Here is an 18,105-nt window from a genome sequence, read left to right as displayed (position 1 = left end):
CCGGCCCAGCCATGCGCCGCGTCCGGCCCGACGTGCATAGAATGATGGAAACGACACGACCACGATAGTCCGATGCCCCAATCCGAATCGACCGGGAGCCTGCTCGTCGGCTGCGCCGGCTGGAGCCTGCCCAAAGCCTGCGCTGACGCATTTCCTGCGGAAGGCAGCCACCTGGAACGCTATGCCGCCGTCTTTCCCACGGTGGAAATCAATTCCTCGTTCTACAAGCCGCACAAGCCGGAAACCTACGCCCGCTGGGCCGCGAGCGTCCCGGACGATTTTCGCTTCGCCGTCAAGGTGCCGCGCGCCATGACGCACGAAGCGCGCCTGCTGGAGGTCGACGAGCAGCTCGACCGCTTCCAGGCTGAGGCCGGCATGCTTGGCCACAAGCTGGGCTGCTTGCTGGTGCAGTTGCCGCCGCGCTTCGGCTTCACCGACGCGCCGGCGCACGCCTTCTTCGCCGGCCTGCGTGCCCGCTTCGGCTGCAGCATCGCCTTCGAGGCGCGCCACGCCAGCTGGTTTTCCGAGCCCGCCACCGCCTTGCTGCGTGAATGCGGCGTGATCCGCGTGATCGCCGATCCGGCCGCCGGCCAGCCAGGGCCGCACGAGCCCACCAGCGACAGCGAGGTCTACGTGCGCCTGCATGGTACGCCGCGCATCTATTACTCGCGTTATCCGCAAGAAGAGATCGCACGCTGGCGCGCCGGGTTCGATGCGCTGGTGGCGCAGAAACGCAAGGTCTGGTGCGTCTTCGACAATACGGCGGAGGGCGCCTCGGTGCCGAACGCGTTGGAGCTGATGCGCGGGTAAGTGGCGCGTGCCGGTGTAGAATCAGCCGTCCCCCCCCGATTATCTTCCCTGATGTGACGACCACTGCCGCAGCATCATCCCATTCTCCGGCGGCGCTTGCCGGCATGCCCCTGCGGGTCGAGTGCCCGCCGGGCGCCTGCGTGTGCGCGCGCGAACAGGTGCTGGCCGATCCGGCGGCAGACCAGCGGCCGCTCCTGATCACGCGCCAGCACGAACAGAAGCTGATCGAGCGCATTGGGCGTGTCGACAGCTATGCCGACCTGCAGCACGTGCAGAGTTTGATCCGCAAGAACGTCGGCAGCGAGCTGCGCATCGCGCCCGGCCCCAACGAGGTGCGCACCGTGCGCGGCATCGTGATCATGCTCGAGGAGCGTCCGGGCCTCTGCAAGAAGCTGCGCCAGTCGGTGCCGGCCGCGGTGCGGCGCCGCCTGGCCGAGCGGCCCGAGATCGCTTGGGCGATCCTCGATGCGCACGACCTGTTTGGCGCGGGCTGACGCACAATTGCTGCGCTGCGGGGGGCTCCCTGCACATGAATCGTCCGGCTCTTATACAATCGATGACAGAGCGGCATTGGCCGCCCGTGAACCACCGCGCGCGGCTTAGTTCCTGCGCGCAGCATCCTGGAGAATCCCATGTCGGGCTATAGCATCAATATCGAAGAAAAAACGCTTGCAGGAAACAACTTCCGTGAAGTGCTGTACACCACCAAGCGCAGCCAGCTGGTCATCATGACGCTGCAAGCGGGCGAAGAGATCGGCCTCGAGCACCATGATGGCCACGACCAGTTCATCCGCGTCGAAGCGGGCGAGGGCGTGGCGCTGCTGGACGGCGAAGAACACAAGCTGGAAGACGGCGTCGCCGTGGTGATCCCGGCCGGCACCGAGCACAACGTCATCAATACCTCGAAGACCGAGCCGATGCGCCTGTACACCCTGTACACCCCGCCGGAGCATCCGGACGGCATCATCCACGCCACCAAGGCCGAAGCGGACGAATACGAGCGCCAGCACGGCCACTGATCTTCAGCGTACGGCGATCGACCGGGACGGCAGTGCGTCGCTCCCGGCACTCGCCGGCGTTGTCATGTCAATCCCAGGTCCAGACTGAGCCTCGTCACAATGACGTAGGTGAGCAGGCCCAAGGCCAGCAGCGCCAGCACGAAGATGGCGGCCACCTTGCCGGCCGCGCGCAGCACTGCGCGCCTTTCCTCGATCTTCCCTTTCTTTCCCTGGTCGTAATGCCACTTGATGGCGTAGAACATGCCCGTGCCAAGCACGAGTGCCTTGAATATGACGAAGACGATAGGGATCCATTCCATGATTTTGCGTATTTCCCGGCTATGACTTGAGACTATCTCGAGGAACGCTACCTCGGGTCGTTGTAGATGTATGGCGTAGGTGCCGACGCGTTGAGGCATACTACTTGAAAGCAATCTCCATACATCGAGACAAAATGTCCCAGTTGAAAGCCATACAAGATGACCGTCTGCCAATCTGGTTGCCGCGCCTGGCCGTGCACGGCGGCCCCCGGTTCTTGCAGATTGCCGATGCCTTGCAGGCGGCGCTGGTGGACGGATCGCTCAAGCCCGGCGACCGGCTACCGCCGCAGCGCCAGCTCGCGGCGCAGCTGGACGTCGACCTGACGACGATCACGCGCGCCTACGATGAAGCCAGGCGCCGCAACCTGCTTGAGGGCCGCGGCGCCCGGGGCACCTACGTCGCGGCGCCGAAAGTCGAACTGAACCCGATCCTCGACCTGAGCATGAACACGCCACCGCCGCCGGCCGGCGTGGACTTCGACGACATGATGAAGCAAGGTTTGTCTCAAGTCCTGATGAGGGCGGACAGTGAATTGCTGATGACTTACCACCTGGGCGGAGGGAGCGACGCCGACCGCAAGGCCGGCGCCACATGGCTCGCGCCGATGTTCGGGCACCTGGATCCTGGGGAGCTGGTCGTTTGTCCGGGGGCGCAAGCGGCGATCGCCGCGTCGATTCTTGCGCTGACCGGGCCTGGCGATGTCATCCTGGCGGAGCCGATGACGTATCCGGGCTTGCGCACGGCAGCCACCCAATTCGGCCGGCACATCGTCGCAGTCGACGCGGACCAGCACGGGATGATGCCCGGGATGTTCGAAAAAGCGTGCCGCCGGCACAAGCCCACGCTGGTCTACCTCAATCCCACGCTACAGAACCCGACCGCCATCACCATGCCGGAAAGCCGGCGCAAGGAACTCGCCAGCATCGCGCAGCGCTGCAATGTGCGCATCGTCGAGGACGATCCCTACTGGCTTCTCGCCGATGCGCCGCCACCACCTATCGCCGCGTTCGCCCCGGAGCAAGTGGTCTATATCTCGACGCTATCGAAATGCCTGACGCCCGGCTTGCGCGTCGCCTTCGTGCTCGTGCGCGACCCGCAGGAACGCGCGCGTTTCCTGGCCGCGCTGAGATCGTTCGCGCTGATGGTCGCTCCCTTGGGCGCCGCGCTGGCCACCCAATGGATCCTGGACGGTTCGGCTGGTGGATTGATGGAAGGCGTGCGCACGGAGGCGCGCCTGCGCCACCGGATGGCGCGGGATATCCTGGCGGGGCGCTATGGCGGCGCAGGAGACGGCCTGCATGTGTGGCTCGAGCTGCCGGCGTACTGGAACTCATCGCAGCTTGCGCGTGCGGCCGACAGCGAGGGTATCGCTGTCACGCCGGCCGAGGCATTCGCGACCGGCAGCGACGCAGTGAACGCCATCCGTATCTCGCTGGGCAGCATCAAGGACCGTGGACGCTTGCAGGCGGGTCTGCAACGGCTGTCGCATCTGCTCGCGCGGCGGCCCGAGTCGTTCAGCGCCGCCGTGGTGTGACGGCCCTGAAACACGACGCTGGATCAGGCGAAGCCAGGATACGACAAAGCCGGCATCGGCCGGCTTCGCTTTTTACTTCGCTGCTTACCAACCGTAAGGCCAGCGCGTCCCGATACTCCCACCCCAGCCACGATGGCGGTGGCCGCGCCAGCTGCTGCGGCCGAAGTCGAAGCCCAGGCCGATCGAGATCGGCGGATACCAGTAACGCGGCTGTTCGACGACCACCGGTTGCGGCACGTAGACCGGCTGCTGCTGCACCCATACGGGTTGTTGCTGCACCACCACTGGTTGCTGGGTGCGATAGACCGGCGTCACCGACGTCGTCGTCCAGCCCGAACTTGGCGCCGCAGTCGCGATCGGCGTCGAGGTCACGACCCCGCCCTGGCCGGAGGCTGCGACCTGGGCGCCAGTGCCGACCGGCACCGGTGTGACGGACACGACCCGCCATTGGCTTGGGTCGGATGGTTGCGCGTAGGTATAAGTCGGGCCGGGCGCGGCGCAGCCGGCCAGCAGACCGAGCGACCCGAGAACGATGGCAATATTTTTCATGACGCTCCTCCTGACACTGCCATCATACGAGCTGCCGGGCCAGTGTGCTGAAGGAATTACACCCTGTTACACCGAGCCGGCCCCGACGTCAGGCGCCCATCAGCGAGGACAGCGCCGTCAGCGGCACTGCCGCCGCCAGCGCCTCGTAACCGGCGTCGTTCGGATGCAGGCGGTCGCCGCTGTCAAAGGCGGGGCGCAGCCGCTGCGGGGTGCTCGGGTCGCGCAGCGCCAGGTCGACGTCGGCCAGCAGGTCGAATGGCAGCGCGCTGCGCATCCAGGCATTGACGGCCTGCCGTACCGCCTCGCGCGCCGGTGTGTAGTAGACGAAGCCGAGGAAAGGAGGCAGGGTGGCGCCGAGCACCGGGATGCCGTGCAGGTGGGCGCGCGTCAGCAGCTGCAGGTAGCCGGCGATCAGGTCGTTGGCCGGGATCGGCGCCGAAGACGGACTGTAGACGATGTCGTTGATGCCGATCAGCACCGCCAGCCCCCGGACGCCGGCGGTGGACAGCACGTCGCGATCGAAACGCTCCAGCAAGTCCTTGCCGGCCAACAGGGCGGTCGGCGTGTCGGCCAGCATGCGGTTGGCCGAGATGCCGCGGTTGACGACACCGATGCGATTGCTGCCGAGCTCGGACTGGATGCGGCGCGCCAGGAAGTCGGGCCAGCGCCGGTTGCCGTTGGAGGTGCTGCCCACGCCGTCGGTGACGGAGTCGCCCACCGCCACCAGCACCGGCGCCGCGCGGTCGACGTCCACTTCGGTGAGGAAGGGCCAGGAGGCGAAGGCCCGCTGGACCGGGAGCGAGGCTTGGGCGCCGAAGTCGCCCGTGGTCGACGCATAGCTGGCCTGGTAGGCGGCGTTATGGATCGTGCTCGCCTGGACCGTGCCCGAAAAATACAGGCTGATGGCGAGGTCGGTGAACGGCGCCACCGCCAGCGAGACGGGATCGGACACCACCGGCGCACCGGCCGGAATCGTGACATTGGTGCGTCCGCCGAAGGTGAGCTGGCGGCTGGTGCCCGCGGTGACGACGGCGCCGCCCGCGCGCAGGCCAATATGGGCGCTGCTCAGCCGCAACTCGGTATCGCCCATCTCGTTCGACAGCCGGATGCGAACGCGGTTGCCGCCGAGGCTGGTGCGCGCGATCAGGCGCAAGGTCTGGTTGGTGAAAGTCAGGAGCGAGGCGGACGGCGGCGGGCCGGCCGGCGCGCAGCCCCAGCCCGCGCTCCAGCGCTCTGGCAGGCCCGCCTGGGCCAGTGCGTCGGCTGCCGGTGCAGCCAGCGCGCCCGCCAGGACCGGTGCGCCGAGCAGGATGCGTCGTCGGCCCTGGTCGACGCCATGATCGCCCTGGAGGGGCGACGTGGAAGAAGTGACAGGCGAGTCGGAGGCACTGGAATCCGGAAGGGACATGACGGGCTCCTGAGAAAGGTCGAGAACTGGCGGTCGCGGTACGAGCGCCAGTCCACGATAGCGCAGAGCGCATGCGACGCGGGTACGGTCGCTTACATTGTTTGCGCTGCGTCGTGCGGATTTCTGATGGGAAGGGTTGCCAGCTAAAAATCAGCAGATGCCCAGGAACAGCAATGCGGAAAGCTCAGGCGAGAATCGTCAGCAAGCCGTCCAGGCCAGAGAAATTCAGGGCGACATTGGCCTGTTCGCGCACCACCGGCTTGGCGCGGAAGGCGACCGACAGGCCGGCAATGCCCATCATTTTCAGGTCGTTGGCGCCGTCGCCCATGACGATGGCCTGAGATGAATCGATGCCCAGTTCCGCGCACACACGTTGCACGGTGCGCTTCTTTTCCTCGGCGTCGACGATGTCGCCCAGTACGCGGCCGCTCAGCTTGCCGTCGACGACTTCCAGCACGTTGGCGTGGGTATGGTCCAGGCCAAGGCGCGGCTTGAGGCGGTCGGTGAAGAAGGTGAATCCGCCCGACACCAGCAGGGTCTTGAGGCCGGCCGCCTGCACCGCCTGCAGCATCGCTTCGCCGCCCATCGAGATGCGCAGGCGTTCGTCATACACACGCTGCAGCGCGGACGCGTCCAGCCCCTCCAGCAGCGCCACGCGCCGCATCAGGCTCTCGGAAAAATCGAGCTCGCCGCGCATTGCGGCTTCGGTGATCGCGGCCACCTGCGGCTTGAGGCCCTGCATGTCCGCGATCTCGTCGATGCACTCGATGGTGATCAGCGTGGAATCCATGTCCATCGCCACCAGCCTGAAGTCGGCCAAGGTGCGGCCGGCCGCGATGAAGGTGGCGTCGACGCCGGCCGCGAAGGCGGCGGCGTCGATTTCCTGCTTGAGCGCGGCGCTGTAGTCGACGCCTTCGGCGCGCAAGCAGCGGGCGCCGCGCGCGGTCAATCGCTGCGGCTTGGCCAGCTGCGCCAGGCGTTCGAGGGTTGCTTGATCAGCCTGCGGTCCTTGCAGCACCAGGTTCGTGGTCATGAATGTCGTTCTCGTCAGGCGAGCAGTTGTTTGATGGTCTGTTTGATCTGGTTCACGCGCGCCGCCAGGTCGGGCATGCTGGCTGTGATGCGCAGCTTGTCCTGGCCGGCCAGCTTGATCTGGCGGTTCTTCTGGATCAGCGTGATGATCTTGATTGGATCGATCGGCGGCTTTTCCATGAACTGCAGGCTGGCCGCCTCGCCATGGGCGTCGATCTTGACGATGCCCACGCTCCTGGCCGCGATGCGCAGGCGATGCGTTTCCACCAGCGCTTTTACGGCATCCGGCATCTTGCCGAAACGGTCGATCAACTCCTCTTGCATCGAATCGATGCGGTCCTGGCTTTCGCAGTTGGCCAGGCGCTTGTAGATCGACAGGCGCTCGTGCACGTCGCCGCAGTAGTCGGCCGGCAGCAGGGCCGGCACATGCAGATTGATCTCGGTGGTCGACGACAGCGGCGCCGCGAGGTCCGGCTCCTTGCCGGCCTTGAGTGCGCGCACCGCTTCGTTGAGCATGTCGGAATACAGCTGGAAGCCGATTTCGAGCATCTCGCCCGACTGGTTATCGCCCAGCACCTCGCCGGCGCCGCGGATTTCCAGGTCATGCATGGCCAAGTAGAAGCCACTGCCCAGTTCTTCCATCTGCTGGATCGCGTCCAGGCGGCGCTGCGACTGCTTGGTCAGGTTCGACAGGTCGTTCACCATCAGGTAGGCATAGGCCTGGTGGTGCGAACGGCCGACGCGGCCGCGCAACTGGTGCAGCTGGGCCAGGCCGAACTTGTCGGCGCGGTGCATGATGATCGTGTTCGCGGTCGGCACGTCGATGCCGGTCTCGATGATGGTCGTGCACAGCAGGATGTTGAAGCGCTGGGCCACGAAGTCGCGCATGACCTTCTCGAGGTCGCGCTCGTGCATCTGGCCGTGGGCCACGCCGATACGCGCCTCGGGCAGCAGTTCTTGCAGCATGGCGCGGCGGTTCTCGATGGTATCGACTTCGTTGTGCAGGAAGTAGATCTGGCCGCCGCGTTTCAGCTCGCGCAGGCACGCTTCGCGGATGATCGAGCCGTCCTCGCTGCGGACAAACGTCTTGATCGCCAGGCGCTTTTGCGGCGCGGTGGCGATGATCGAAAAATCGCGCAAGCCTTCCAGCGCCATGCCCAGCGTGCGCGGGATCGGAGTCGCGGTCAGGGTGAGCACGTCGACCTCGGCGCGCAGGGCCTTCAAAGCCTCTTTCTGGCGCACGCCGAAGCGGTGTTCCTCGTCGATGATCACCAGCCCCAGGCGCGTGAACTTGACATCCGGCGACAGCAGTTTATGGGTGCCGATCACGATGTCGAGCGTGCCGTCGGCCATGCCCTTGATCGCATTATTGATTTCCTTGCCGGTACGAAAGCGCGACAATTCGGCGATCTTGACCGGCCAGTCGGCGAAGCGGTCGGCGAAGGTCTGGGCGTGCTGCTCGGCCAGCAGGGTGGTCGGGGCCAGGATCGCGACCTGCTTGCCGCCCATGACGGCGATGAAGGCGGCGCGCAGCGCGACCTCGGTCTTGCCGAAGCCGACGTCGCCGCACACCAGGCGGTCCATCGGCCGGCCCGAGGTCATGTCCTTGATCACGTTGTGGATGGCTTCCGCCTGGTCCGGCGTCTCATCGAAGCCGAAGCTCTGGGCGAAGTTCTCGTAGTCGGTGCTCGAGTATTCGAAGGCGTGGCCCTGGCGCGCCGCGCGCCGCGCGTACAGGTTCAGCAGCTCGGCGGCGGTGTCGCGCACCTGCTCGGCGGCCTTGCGCTTGGCTTTTTCCCACTGGCCCGAGCCGAGCGAGTGCAGCGGCGCGTCCTCCGGCGAGGTGCCGGAATAACGCGAGATCACGTGCAGCTGCGAGACCGGCACATACAGCTTGGTGTCTTTCGCATATTCCAGGTGCAGGAACTCGGTCTCCCCTTCGCCCAGGTCCATGCTAGTCAGGCCCATGTAGCGGCCGATGCCGTGGTTGATGTGGACCACCGGATCGCCGATCTTGAGCTCCGACAGGTCGCGCACCATCGACTCGACCTGGCTGGTCGCTTCCTGCTTCTTCTTGCCGGCGCGGCGGCCCGAACCCGCATACAGCTCGGTCTCGGTAATGAAGACCAGGTGGCCGGATTCGGCGTCGAGCAGCTCGAAGCCGGCCTGCAGCGGGGCCACGCCCAGCGCGAGTCTGGCGTCGCCCTGGCGGAAGCCTTCGAAACCCTCCACCGGCGTCAGATCGAGCCTGTATTCGCCGAAGTACTGCTGCAAGGTTTCGCGGCGGCCGGCCGAATCGGCGCAGATCATCACGCGCGTGTCGCTGCGCTGTAGGTAGGCGCGCAGATTGGTCAGCGGGTCGTCCAGCCGGCGGTTGACGGCGATGTCGGGAATCGGCGCCGACAACTCCGAGGCTGGTGCGGCCGGGTCGCGCGCGATATTCCAGCGGCCGTGCGGCTTGATGCAGGTGAAGAACTGCTCGGCGCCGAGGAACAGCTCTTGCGGTTCGAGGATTGGCCGTTCGCGGTCGCTCTTCAAGAAGCGGTAGCGCGATTCGGTGTCGAGCCAGAAGCGCTGGATGGCGGCGTCGATATCGCCCACCAGGGCCACCGGCGCCTCAATGGGCAGGTAGTCAAACAGGTTGGCCGTCTCTTCGAAGAACAGCGGCAGATAGTATTCGATGCCGGCCGAGGCGATGCCGCTGCCGATGTCGCGGTAGATCGGCGAGCGGGTGGGATCGCCCTCGAAACGCTCGCGCCAGCGGCCGCGGAAGGCGGTGCGGGCCGCGTCGTCCATCGGGAATTCGCGGCCCGGCAGCAGGCGCACTTCTTTCACCGGGTAGAGCGAACGCTGGGTGTCGGCGTCGAAGGTGCGGATCGATTCGATGTCGTCGCCGAACAGGTCGAGCCGGTAGGGCAGCACGGAGCCCATCGGGAACAGGTCGATCAGGCCGCCGCGCACCGAATACTCGCCGGGCGACATCACCTGCGAGACATGCGTATAGCCGGCCAGCGTCAGCTGGGCCTTCAGCCTGGCTTCGTCCAGGCGTTCGCCCTGGCGGAAGAAGAAGGTGTAGGCGGCCAGGAACGATGGCGGCGCCAGGCGCACCAGCGCCGTGGTGGCCGGCACCACCAGCACATCGCATTGGCCGTTGCGGATCTCGTGCAGGGTCGCCAGGCGTTCCGACACCAGGTCCTGGTGCGGCGAGAACGCGTCGTAGGGCAGTGTTTCCCAGTCAGGCAGCAGGTGGCAGGACAGCTTGCCGTCCGCAAACCAGGGAATCTCGTCGAGCAGGCGCTGGCCGTCGCTCGCATTGGCGACGACGACGGTGAGCATCTGGCCATTGGCCTTCAGGGCCAGGGCGGCGGTGGCGAGCGCATAGGCATCGGACGAGCCGTGCGCCAGCGGCAGCACGAAACGCTGGCCTGGTTTGTGGAGGTGTTTCTTGAGATCGAAAGGCATGCAGCGTGCTGTTACGTTCGCGTCAAAAGTAGGCGTCAATTATAGACGAAGGCGCACCAGGCCGCCCTGACGCTTGCATAGCCTCCGTTTACGTAATATTCTAAGTTACAAATAAACCCGACGAGGAATCCGATGTCCCATTTTCACGATCCGGCCATGGTGGCGCGCTACCACGAAGGCCCGCCGAAATTCGTCCCTGGCTTTGCCGACATGCAGCGCATGGCGCGGGTCTTGCTGGCCGAACGCGCACCCCTTGACGCGCGGGTGCTGGTGCTGGGCGCCGGTGGCGGCCTGGAGCTGAAGGCGTTCGCGAACGGCCAGCCGGGGTGGACCTTCGACGGCGTCGACCCATCGGCCGCGATGCTCGACCTGGCGCGGCAACTGGTCGCGGCGCATGGCGACCGGGTGCGCCTGCACCAGGGCTATGTCGATGTGGCGCCGACCGGTCCGTTCGACGCGGCGGCGTGCCTGCTGACCATGCACTTCATGCCGCCGGACGAGCGCCGTCATGCGCTGGGCGCGATCCACGCGCGCCTCAAGCCCGGCAGCCCCTTCGTCGTCATGCACATGAGCGTCGCAGGTGGGGCCGAAGAACGCGCACGCTGGCTGGCGCGCGACGAGGCCTTCGCGGTGGCCGGCGGGGTGGCGCCGGAGATGGCGCGCCAGCGGCGGGAAGGCATCGAGGCCAGCCTGTCGGTGCTGGCGCCGCAGGAAGACGAGGCCCTGCTGCGCGAGGCCGGCTTCAGTGAGATCGACGTGTTCTATGTAGGCGGGGTGTTCCGCGGCTGGGTGTGTCGTGCATGAGGCCGGGTTGTGGTCGGGCTGAAACTCGCGCATGATCCTGTTTCCACATAATAAAGACAGGAGACACCCATGCGCGCAGGCCTGGCCGCCTTTTCCCTATCCATTGCATCCCTGCTGCCGGCCCTTGCGCATGCGGCGCCGCCCGTCGACCTGGTCCTGTTCGACGGCGCGCCGCGCCAGGGCGTGACCGTATCGGCAATCGCTCCCGATACCGAGCACGTTCTCACGGGCGAGCGCGTCGATGCCGATGCAGGCATCCGCGCCGAGTTCCCCGGCAGCGCGATTGAGCTGGCGCGCAGCGCAGGGCCGAACAGCCGCGGAGCCCTGACCCTGCGCTGGGATAAGATCTGGAAAAGCGGCGTGCGCTTTGCCGGTCCATCGTTCGACCTGCGCCCCTACCTGGCGGCCGGCACGCTGGCCTTCGACCTCAAGGTCGATGCGCTGGACAAGGGCGGGATCCTGTTCCGGGTCGGCTGCGGCGCCGATTGCGAGCGCCACGTCTCCTACGTCTTGCCGGGACGCGCCGCCGAAGGCAAGGGCTGGCAGCGCATCGTCCTGTCGATGTCGTGCTTCGCCCGCGACGGCGACGATTTTGGCGCCGTCACGCGTCCCTTCCAGCTGGAGGGCACCGGCAGTGGCCAGGTCAGTGTCGCCAATGTGGCGTTCGCGCAGGGCGGCACACCCAATACGCCTTGCCCCGACCGGCGCACGGTGGCTGTCACGCCCGACACCCTCAACGAATCGTGGTCCACCTCCTGGTGGCTGCCGCGCCACCGGCAGAAGCTGGAAGAGGCAAGGCGCATGGTCGCCGAAGGCCGCAGTCCGCAACTGGTCTTCGTCGGCGATTCGATCACCCAGGGCTGGGAAAAAGAGGGAGCGCAGGTGTGGCAGCAGCATTATGCGCGCCACGATGCGCTGGCGCTAGGCTTCGGCGGCGACCGCACCGAGAACGTGCTGTGGCGCCTGCGGCACGGCGAGGTGGACGGCATCGCTCCCAAGGTCGCGGTGCTGCTGATCGGCACCAATAACGCGGGGCATCGGCGCGACTTCCCCGCCATCACGGTGGCCGGCATCGAACGCAATATTGAGGAACTCAAGCAGCGCCTGCCGCGCACGCGGATCCTGCTGCTGGCGATCTTCCCGCGCGATGCAAAGGCCGACGGTCCGCTGCGCCGCCTCAACGAGCAAGTCAACGCGCGCCTGCCGGCGTTGGCCGATGGGCGCCGCGTGTTCTTCCTGGACGTGAACGAGGCATTTCTGGCGCCTGACGGCAGCTTGCCGGCGAACGTGATGCCGGACGCGCTGCATCCGAACGAAGCCGGCTATGCCATCTGGGCCAGGGCTATGCAGCCGGAGCTGGATCGCTTGATGGCGTTGCCGCGGCTGTAGGCATGCCTGATCCCGACACTGCCCCGGCCGCGCGCCGGTTCGCGACCCCGAACGGCACGTGCACCATCGGGATCGTGCCGCCCGGGCCGGCCGTGAGGTGGGTCAGCTGGTCGTCGAAGAAGATGTGCGGCTTGAACACGGACAGCACGCGGCTCTTGTCCATCCCGCCCAAGAAGAATGTCTCGTCGGGCGAGACGCCCCAGCTGCCCAGCGTGGTGACGACGCGCTCGTGCGCGGGCGCGCTGCGCGCCGTGATGATGGCGATGCGCACGATGCGGCGGTAGTCCGGGTCGTCGCGCTCGGCGTCCTGTTCGAGCTGCTGCAGCATGGCCAGCTTGCGGAACATCCCGGCCAGTGGGCCCGGTTGATGGGGGCGCGCCATGTGCAGCGTTTCGTGGGCGTGGAACTCGCCCAGGCCGTCGCGCTTGAAGACTGCTTCGGATTCGTCGTCGGCCAGCACGCCGTCGAAGTCGAAGGCCACCCGTAGCTCGATGTCGTCTTCCTCGTCGGCGATGCGCGAAGGCAGCACCAGGCCGGCCGGATAATCGACGTCAATAGCGCTCTTGACGTCTTCCTCGTTCGCGCTCAGGAACAGCGCGGCGTTAAAGGCCGGCAGGTAGGGGTAGGGCGATTTGCCGGTCATGAACACCGCGCGCGAGATGTCGAGTCCATAGTGGGCGATCGAGCGCATCACACGCAATCCCGTCTCGGGCGAGTTGCGCGAGAACAGGACGACTTCAACCGGCGCCTGCTGCGGAAAACACTTGTTGATGCTGAGGAAGCGCCGGATGAAGGGAAAGGCCACGCCGCGTGCGAGCACGACGTCGCGCTGGTGTTCCTGATAGGCGCGGTACTCGTCGGGGCCCCGGTCGAGATACACCTGGTGCGATTCGGACAGGTCGAACAGCGCGCTGGAGGCGACGCCGATCACGAGTTTTTCTTCGATGGGAAACGGCATTCAGGCGTCCTGTCGGTCGGATTGTTCTAAAAGTTTGTCGTAGATCTGGCGCGCCTCTGGCGGCAGCGCGAGCACGGCGCGCACGAACAGGGGCTGGCCGCCCCTGGCCAGCATGTGCAGCTTGGCCAGCCGGTCGGCATCGTGCAGCACGGTCGGCAGGGCGCCGGCATCGCCCAGGTGCGCGATCGCGTGGCCGATCGCCGCCGGCAGGTCCCAGGCATCGGCGATACGGGCCGAGATCAGGCGCGCCGCCGCAATCAGGCGCGTGCCGAAGGCGTCGCCGTCGGGCAGGGCGCCTGGCGGCAGCAGTTGCTCGACCACGCGAAACGCCGCTACCAGCCCGACGTTGTGCAGCAGGCCCGCCAGATACGCCTCGAAGGGATCGGCCTTGTTTCGCGGCGCCAGCAAACTGGCCGCCTGCGCGCACAGTTCGGACTGGCGCCACAGCGGCGGCGCAATCAGCCGCGCCAGCGGGCTGGCCTGCTGGCTGATGATCGGACGGAAGGCGACCCGCGCCAGCAGCATGCGGAGGCCGTTCTGGCCGAGCAGCAGCACGGCCCCTTCGAGGTTGCGGATCGGGGACGCGGGCTGGTAGTAGGGGCTGTTTACCTCGCGGATCACCTCGGCGACCAGCACCGGGTCCTGGGCCACCTGGCGCGCCAGCGCGCCGGCGCTCGTCTCCTCCTCGCGCAGGCTGCGCAACAATTGCGGAATGACGGCGGGCACCCGCGGCACCAGCGCCGCCGCGCTGTCCGGATCGCGCGCCAGGCGCGCCAGTTCGTCGAGCACGGGGCCGTCGGGGGCGGGCCGTCCAGTCACGTGCGGGCCGGCCAGCCAGTGGAAAAGGCGAGATCGAGGTCGAGTTCCGCGAGTGTCGCGTCGTCTGCGGCGCCAGGACGGTCTTCCGCCATGTCGGAAGGAATGGCGATTGCTACGCCCGCTTCGCGCGTGCCGAACAGGCGGGCGAGCCAGCGTTTCATGAACGTGCGACGTCGGGGATGGGGATCATGCGGCCATTCTATCGCGAACGTCTGCCGTGAACGCAAACGGCCCGTTCGCCGCTTGCGCGGCGCCGGGCGGTTCGCTGTTTCACCTGTTACTGGCCGTTGTTCGAGCCGGTGGTGGTGTGACCGGTATTGGTCGGGGTCGAGGCATTGCCGGTGGCGTTCGACGGGCCGGTGTTCTGCACGTCGTTCGGGCTGATGCCCATCTGCGCGTCGATGGTCGGGTTGCCGGTCGAGCCGGCCTGGGCCGAGCCTACCGAGGACGAACCGCTGGTGGTGCCGGTGGTGTCGGTGGTGTTACAGGCGGCCAGGGCAAAGGCCATCATGCTGCCCAGCAAAACGGTCTGCAGCTTTTTCATCATGATTCTCCTTGATCGGTGAGTCAGGACTGGCGCATGCGCGAAGGCCTGGCGCGGTTGTCCACGCCGCCCCGCATGCGCCAGGCCGGTCAGCGGCTGACCGGGGTGTCGGTGGCCTGTTCGTTGTTGCTGGTGGTGCCCGATGCGGCATTCACGCCGCTGGCGCCATTCGCGCCCGAGTTCCAGCTATTGGCGCCGCCGTTGGTGCTTGGCGTTTGCACGCCGCTGCCGATGGTCGAGCCGGTGGCGCTCGAGCCGCTCATCGAATCGTTCGTGGTGTCGGTGGTGTTGCAGGCTGCCAGGCCGAAAGCCATCATGCCAACGAGAACTGCGCTTTGAATGGTGCGTTTCATGGTGTTCTCCTTAGGTTTCTGAGTGTTTTCATTTTCGCAATGACAATCACTTGCGAGAATAGGAACACGGCGGCTACCCGTGTAGGATTTCACCTTAGTGCTGCGTCAGCTACGGCTTCAGGCAGCGATTGTTTCCTGTGTCAGCCAATCGAGCAGCTCTGGCGCCGGCAATGGCCGGCTGAAATAATATCCCTGCACCTTGTCGCAGCGCTGCTCGCGCACGACATCTAGCTGGGAGCGGGTCTCGATGCCTTCGGCCACGGTCGTCATGCCCAGGCTCTGGGCCACTTTCACGGTCGCCTCGATCAGCACGCGGTGGTGGAAGCTGGTGTCGGCCAGGCACACGAAGGAGCGGTCGATCTTGACCGTGTCCACCGGCAGCAGGTGCAGGCTCGACAGCGACGAGTAGCCGGTGCCGAAGTCGTCCAGCGCGAGCTTGACGCCGAGTGCCTTCAGCTCGTGCAGGCGCACTTGCGTGTCCTGGTCCTGGGCCGCGAGGCTTTCGGTGACTTCGAGCTGCAGGCTGGCGGGCGGCATGCCGCTCGTGCGCAGCACGGCAGCGACGCTGTCGATCCAGCCGGGCTGGCCGAGCTGCGCGCGCGACAGGTTCACCGCCATCAGGCGCGGCGCCGCGTCCCCGAGGCGCGTCTGCCAGTCCATGAAGTCGCGGCAGGCGCGCGCCAGCACGAAGTCGCCCAGCGCGCCGATCAGGCCGCACTCTTCGGCCACCTGGATGAATTCGATCGGCGGCACGACGCCGCGCAGCGGATGGCGCCAGCGCACCAGCGCCTCGACCCCGGCCGCGCGATCGACGCCGTCGTCCGGCAACAGGCGCACCACTGGCTGGTAGACCACGAACAGCTGTTCCTCGGCCAAGGCCTGGCGCAGGTCGGCCTCGATGTCGGCGCGGCGCGCCGCGCGCTCGCGCATGCTGGCCTCGAACACCGCGTGGCGGTTGCCGCCGGCGCGCTTGGCTTCGACCATCGCAATGCCGGCGTCGCGCAGCAGGCTGTCGGCATCGTGCTCATCGTGCACATCGAGCGCCGCCGCCTCCGGCCCCCAGACCAGCCCCAGGCTGGCGCTGCACACGATCTCGTGGCCGCCGATCAAATAGGGATGGGCGAGGGCGTCGAGCAGGCGCAGCCCGACCCGTTCGGCATCGAGGCGTGCGCGCAGGCCGTCCAGCACCACCACGAATTCGTCGCCGCCGATGCGCGCCGCCAGCTGGCCGCTGCGCGCGGCGGGTTCGATCCCACTGGCCGGCGGACGCAGGGCGCCGCGCAGGCGGTCGGCCATGTGCATCAGCAGCTGGTCGCCGCCGGCCTGGCCCAGGCTGTCGTTGAGCTGGCGGAAGCGGTCGCAGTTCAGGGTGAGCACCGCGAAACCGTGTCCGTCCTGCGGCCGCGCGAGCAGGCGCTGCAGCTCTTCGCGCACCGCGGCGCGATTGGGCATGCGGGTCAGGCTGTCGGTGCGGGCGGCGTTGCGCAGGCGCCGCGAGAGCATTTCCTGCTCGCGCTGGACCTCGAAGGTGGCGTCGGCCACGGTCGCCATCAGGCGCTCGGGGTCGAGTTTCGTCAGGTTCAGCGACAGCACCTGCAGCGAGCCGCTGGCGGCGTGCTGCACGCCGACCGGCAGGCGCAGGCCTTCGCAGATCATGCCGGAAGGTTCGATGAAGGCCTCGACCATCGCCGGCAACTGGGGCGCGACCGGCGCCAGTACGTCGAACAGGTTGTCCAGCCCGGCGTCGGTGGCGAGCGGCATCAGGAGGCTCGAGGCCATCGGATTGAGCATCTCGACCGTGCCGTCGAGCGTGGTCTGGGCCAGGCCGATCGGGGCCCGGTACAGGAACTGCACCAGCGTCTCGTACGCATCGACCGGTTCATGCTGCATGGGCGTGCTCCTGTTGGCGGGCGGGCGTGTCTTGCGGTGTGCCGAGATCGCGCAGGATCAGGCAGTAGGCGGCGCCGTCGGTCTCGCCGGGCAGCGCCTCGTGCTCAGGCAGCGGCAGCGGCGCGACCAGCGTGCTGCCCCAGAATACGGCGCCGTCGGCGCGCAGGCGGCGGCCCTCGTCGAACGACCAGCCGCTGGCGTCGGCTTCGCGCAGCCGGTCCTGGCGGTATTCGAGCGCGATCGTGTCCGGCGGGTAGAAGATCGTGAACGGCCGGCCGACGGCGTCGGGACCGAAGCCGGTGACGCGTCCGACGCTCGCGTTCCAGTCGCAGAGCCGGCCCTGCAGGTCGAGGCTCACGAGCGCGTAATCCTGGACCCCGGCCAGGATGGCCTTGAGCCAGGCGTCGTTCTGGCGCAGCCGGCGCTCGCGCCGCACCTGTTCGGTGATGTCGTCGATGACCGCCATGACGCGTTCGGGATCGAGCTTGAGCAGGGTGAGCGCCAGGATCTGCGACGCCCGCTTGCCGCCGGCCCCGGCTTCCAGATAGAGGTGCAGGCCGTCGCAGATCTTTCCGTAGGGCTCGCCATGCTGGGCGGTGCGCGCGCGCAGCTCTGGCGCCACCATCTCGAGGGCCGTGAACAGGTTGTCCAGGCCGCCGTCCTGCGACAGTGGCATCAGGAGCTGGGCCGCGACCGGATTCATCATGGTGACGTCGCCCTGGACGTTGGTCTGCACCAGGCCCACCGGCGCCAGGTACAGGAACTGGATCAGCGCCTCGTGCTCGGCGCCGAAGTCGTTTGCATCCGCGCTCATCGGGGGCTTACCGCAGCTGGCGCTGGACCAGCACGTAGCGGTGGCTTCCGCCCGGGTTCGACAGCAGGCGCAGCGCGACCTTGACTGGACGCATGCGCAGGGTCAGGACGTAGTCGATGGTGTCGTCCAGCACGCTGTTGTCTTGCTGCGCGTCTTCGAAACGCTGCGCCACCATGAAATTGTTCATGCACGGCGCAACGTTGGTGAACAGGGGCTGGCCCAGTACCCGTTGCGGGGACAGGCCGGCCGCCTGGGATTCGAAGGCGTTGTACAGCGTGACATTGGTATCGGCGCCGAAGCCGATGACACCGAACGCGAGCGCATCGAGCTGTTCCGGCGTGCATTGATCCAGGCGAGCAGCCAGGTCGGGCGCGTCGAAGGCGAGGGGCGTGACGGTCATGGTGTCGGTTGCCGGGTCGC

Annotated in this window: 19 protein-coding genes; 6 read left to right on the top strand and 13 right to left on the bottom strand. The window is 67.0% G+C overall.

From position 1 onward, the window contains the following. Positions 1–72 precede the first annotated feature (72 nt). The 3 genes from AC3A6F_RS15710 to AC3A6F_RS15700 all read left to right on the top strand — a co-directional run bounded on the left by AC3A6F_RS15710 (position 73) and on the right by AC3A6F_RS15700 (position 1,829). Positions 73–810, top strand: coding sequence for a DUF72 domain-containing protein (locus AC3A6F_RS15710; protein WP_487682283.1), 738 nt, complete (start codon positions 73–75; stop codon positions 808–810). Positions 811–914: 104 nt separating this feature from the next. Beyond that, positions 915–1,304 (top strand): hypothetical protein, encoded by a 390-nt coding sequence (locus tag AC3A6F_RS15705; protein WP_487682281.1) that lies wholly within the window; start codon positions 915–917, stop codon positions 1,302–1,304. Positions 1,305–1,442: 138 nt separating this feature from the next. Beyond that, a complete protein-coding gene (locus AC3A6F_RS15700; protein WP_487682279.1) occupies positions 1,443–1,829 on the top strand; it encodes a cupin domain-containing protein in 387 nt (128 codons plus the stop codon). 62 nt (positions 1,830–1,891) lie between these two features. Here AC3A6F_RS15700 and AC3A6F_RS15695 read toward each other — a convergent pair whose 3' ends face one another. Continuing rightward, positions 1,892–2,128, bottom strand: coding sequence for a hypothetical protein (locus tag AC3A6F_RS15695; RefSeq protein WP_487682277.1), 237 nt, complete (start codon positions 2,126–2,128; stop codon positions 1,892–1,894). A 134-nt stretch (positions 2,129–2,262) separates the two neighbouring features. On the opposite strand from AC3A6F_RS15695, the gene AC3A6F_RS15690 reads away from it, so the two are divergent. Further along, positions 2,263–3,663, top strand: a complete 1,401-nt coding sequence (locus AC3A6F_RS15690) for an aminotransferase-like domain-containing protein (protein WP_487682276.1) — start codon at positions 2,263–2,265, stop codon at positions 3,661–3,663. A gap of 84 nt (positions 3,664–3,747) precedes the next feature. Here AC3A6F_RS15690 and AC3A6F_RS15685 read toward each other — a convergent pair whose 3' ends face one another. The 4 genes from AC3A6F_RS15685 to mfd all read right to left on the bottom strand — a co-directional run bounded on the left by AC3A6F_RS15685 (position 3,748) and on the right by mfd (position 10,114). Further along, positions 3,748–4,212: a hypothetical protein gene (locus AC3A6F_RS15685; protein WP_487682274.1), complete on the bottom strand. Its 465-nt coding sequence runs from the start codon at positions 4,210–4,212 to the stop codon at positions 3,748–3,750. 88 nt (positions 4,213–4,300) lie between these two features. After that, complete coding sequence (locus tag AC3A6F_RS15680) at positions 4,301–5,620, bottom strand: SGNH/GDSL hydrolase family protein (RefSeq protein ID WP_487682272.1); 1,320 nt, start codon at positions 5,618–5,620, stop codon at positions 4,301–4,303. A gap of 184 nt (positions 5,621–5,804) precedes the next feature. Next, positions 5,805–6,653: a phosphoserine phosphatase SerB gene (serB, locus tag AC3A6F_RS15675; protein WP_487682270.1), complete on the bottom strand. Its 849-nt coding sequence runs from the start codon at positions 6,651–6,653 to the stop codon at positions 5,805–5,807. Between the two features lie 14 nt (positions 6,654–6,667). Further along, the gene (gene mfd, locus AC3A6F_RS15670; RefSeq protein WP_487682268.1) at positions 6,668–10,114 is read right to left on the bottom strand and encodes a transcription-repair coupling factor; all 3,447 of its coding nucleotides are present in this window, start codon (positions 10,112–10,114) and stop codon (positions 6,668–6,670) included. 132 nt (positions 10,115–10,246) lie between these two features. Here mfd and AC3A6F_RS15665 point away from each other — a divergent pair, with 132 nt between their 5' ends. Both AC3A6F_RS15665 and AC3A6F_RS15660 read left to right on the top strand, forming a co-directional pair. Then, positions 10,247–10,918, top strand: a complete 672-nt coding sequence (locus AC3A6F_RS15665) for a class I SAM-dependent methyltransferase (protein ID WP_487682266.1) — start codon at positions 10,247–10,249, stop codon at positions 10,916–10,918. 69 nt (positions 10,919–10,987) lie between these two features. Further along, positions 10,988–12,307 carry a GDSL-type esterase/lipase family protein gene (locus AC3A6F_RS15660; RefSeq protein WP_487682264.1) on the top strand — a complete coding sequence of 440 codons (1,320 nt, stop codon included), beginning with the start codon at positions 10,988–10,990 and terminating at the stop codon, positions 12,305–12,307. Here the strand turns inward: AC3A6F_RS15660 and AC3A6F_RS15655 are convergent. The 8 genes from AC3A6F_RS15655 to AC3A6F_RS15620 all read right to left on the bottom strand — a co-directional run bounded on the left by AC3A6F_RS15655 (position 12,261) and on the right by AC3A6F_RS15620 (position 18,085). Next, the gene (locus AC3A6F_RS15655) at positions 12,261–13,265 is read right to left on the bottom strand and encodes a 5'-nucleotidase (RefSeq protein ID WP_487682262.1); all 1,005 of its coding nucleotides are present in this window, start codon (positions 13,263–13,265) and stop codon (positions 12,261–12,263) included. The two genes, AC3A6F_RS15660 and AC3A6F_RS15655, sit on opposite strands and share 47 nt — an antisense overlap. After that, on the bottom strand, positions 13,266–14,084 hold the full coding sequence (locus AC3A6F_RS15650) for an HDOD domain-containing protein (protein WP_487682260.1): 819 nt from the start codon (positions 14,082–14,084) through the stop codon (positions 13,266–13,268). It lies immediately after the preceding gene. Further along, complete coding sequence (locus AC3A6F_RS15645; RefSeq protein WP_487682258.1) at positions 14,081–14,245, bottom strand: hypothetical protein; 165 nt, start codon at positions 14,243–14,245, stop codon at positions 14,081–14,083. The genes AC3A6F_RS15650 and AC3A6F_RS15645 overlap by 4 nt, the downstream gene beginning before the upstream one ends. 116 nt (positions 14,246–14,361) lie before the next feature. Next, a complete protein-coding gene (locus AC3A6F_RS15640; protein ID WP_487682256.1) occupies positions 14,362–14,631 on the bottom strand; it encodes a hypothetical protein in 270 nt (89 codons plus the stop codon). 86 nt (positions 14,632–14,717) lie between these two features. Beyond that, positions 14,718–14,981, bottom strand: a complete 264-nt coding sequence (locus tag AC3A6F_RS15635) for a hypothetical protein (protein WP_487682254.1) — start codon at positions 14,979–14,981, stop codon at positions 14,718–14,720. Between the two features lie 117 nt (positions 14,982–15,098). Then, positions 15,099–16,871 (bottom strand): putative bifunctional diguanylate cyclase/phosphodiesterase, encoded by a 1,773-nt coding sequence (locus AC3A6F_RS15630; RefSeq protein ID WP_487682252.1) that lies wholly within the window; start codon positions 16,869–16,871, stop codon positions 15,099–15,101. Next, positions 16,861–17,685 (bottom strand): PAS domain S-box protein, encoded by an 825-nt coding sequence (locus tag AC3A6F_RS15625; RefSeq protein ID WP_487682250.1) that lies wholly within the window; start codon positions 17,683–17,685, stop codon positions 16,861–16,863. Before AC3A6F_RS15625 ends, AC3A6F_RS15630 begins: the two co-directional genes overlap by 11 nt. A gap of 7 nt (positions 17,686–17,692) precedes the next feature. Next, positions 17,693–18,085: a PAS domain-containing protein gene (locus AC3A6F_RS15620; RefSeq protein WP_487682248.1), complete on the bottom strand. Its 393-nt coding sequence runs from the start codon at positions 18,083–18,085 to the stop codon at positions 17,693–17,695. Positions 18,086–18,105 lie beyond the last annotated feature (20 nt).

It is taken from the genome of Massilia sp. Soil_C_3 (genome assembly GCF_057657035.1).
The sequence above is the reverse complement of the archived record's forward strand: the minus strand, read 5'-3'. Positions and strand labels throughout refer to the sequence as shown.

Bases quoted from the DNA above. Each gene is read 5' to 3' on its own strand.
- AC3A6F_RS15710 (WP_487682283.1), top strand. From the start codon at position 73: ATGCCCCAATCCGAATCGACCGGGAGCCTGCTCGTCGGCTGCGCCGGC.
- AC3A6F_RS15685 (WP_487682274.1), bottom strand. From the start codon at position 4,212: ATGAAAAATATTGCCATCGTTCTCGGGTCGCTCGGTCTGCTGGCCGGC.
- AC3A6F_RS15665 (WP_487682266.1), top strand. From the start codon at position 10,247: ATGTCCCATTTTCACGATCCGGCCATGGTGGCGCGCTACCACGAAGGC.
- AC3A6F_RS15655 (WP_487682262.1), bottom strand. From the start codon at position 13,265: ATGCCGTTTCCCATCGAAGAAAAACTCGTGATCGGCGTCGCCTCCAGC.
- mfd (WP_487682268.1), bottom strand. From the start codon at position 10,114: ATGCCTTTCGATCTCAAGAAACACCTCCACAAACCAGGCCAGCGTTTC.
- AC3A6F_RS15705 (WP_487682281.1), top strand. From the start codon at position 915: ATGCCCCTGCGGGTCGAGTGCCCGCCGGGCGCCTGCGTGTGCGCGCGC.
- AC3A6F_RS15625 (WP_487682250.1), bottom strand. From the start codon at position 17,685: ATGAGCGCGGATGCAAACGACTTCGGCGCCGAGCACGAGGCGCTGATC.
- AC3A6F_RS15635 (WP_487682254.1), bottom strand. From the start codon at position 14,981: ATGAAACGCACCATTCAAAGCGCAGTTCTCGTTGGCATGATGGCTTTC.
- AC3A6F_RS15680 (WP_487682272.1), bottom strand. From the start codon at position 5,620: ATGTCCCTTCCGGATTCCAGTGCCTCCGACTCGCCTGTCACTTCTTCC.
- serB (WP_487682270.1), bottom strand. From the start codon at position 6,653: ATGACCACGAACCTGGTGCTGCAAGGACCGCAGGCTGATCAAGCAACC.
- AC3A6F_RS15690 (WP_487682276.1), top strand. From the start codon at position 2,263: ATGTCCCAGTTGAAAGCCATACAAGATGACCGTCTGCCAATCTGGTTG.
- AC3A6F_RS15620 (WP_487682248.1), bottom strand. From the start codon at position 18,085: ATGACCGTCACGCCCCTCGCCTTCGACGCGCCCGACCTGGCTGCTCGC.
- AC3A6F_RS15700 (WP_487682279.1), top strand. From the start codon at position 1,443: ATGTCGGGCTATAGCATCAATATCGAAGAAAAAACGCTTGCAGGAAAC.
- AC3A6F_RS15660 (WP_487682264.1), top strand. From the start codon at position 10,988: ATGCGCGCAGGCCTGGCCGCCTTTTCCCTATCCATTGCATCCCTGCTG.
- AC3A6F_RS15630 (WP_487682252.1), bottom strand. From the start codon at position 16,871: ATGCAGCATGAACCGGTCGATGCGTACGAGACGCTGGTGCAGTTCCTG.
- AC3A6F_RS15645 (WP_487682258.1), bottom strand. From the start codon at position 14,245: ATGAAACGCTGGCTCGCCCGCCTGTTCGGCACGCGCGAAGCGGGCGTA.
- AC3A6F_RS15640 (WP_487682256.1), bottom strand. From the start codon at position 14,631: ATGATGAAAAAGCTGCAGACCGTTTTGCTGGGCAGCATGATGGCCTTT.
- AC3A6F_RS15695 (WP_487682277.1), bottom strand. From the start codon at position 2,128: ATGGAATGGATCCCTATCGTCTTCGTCATATTCAAGGCACTCGTGCTT.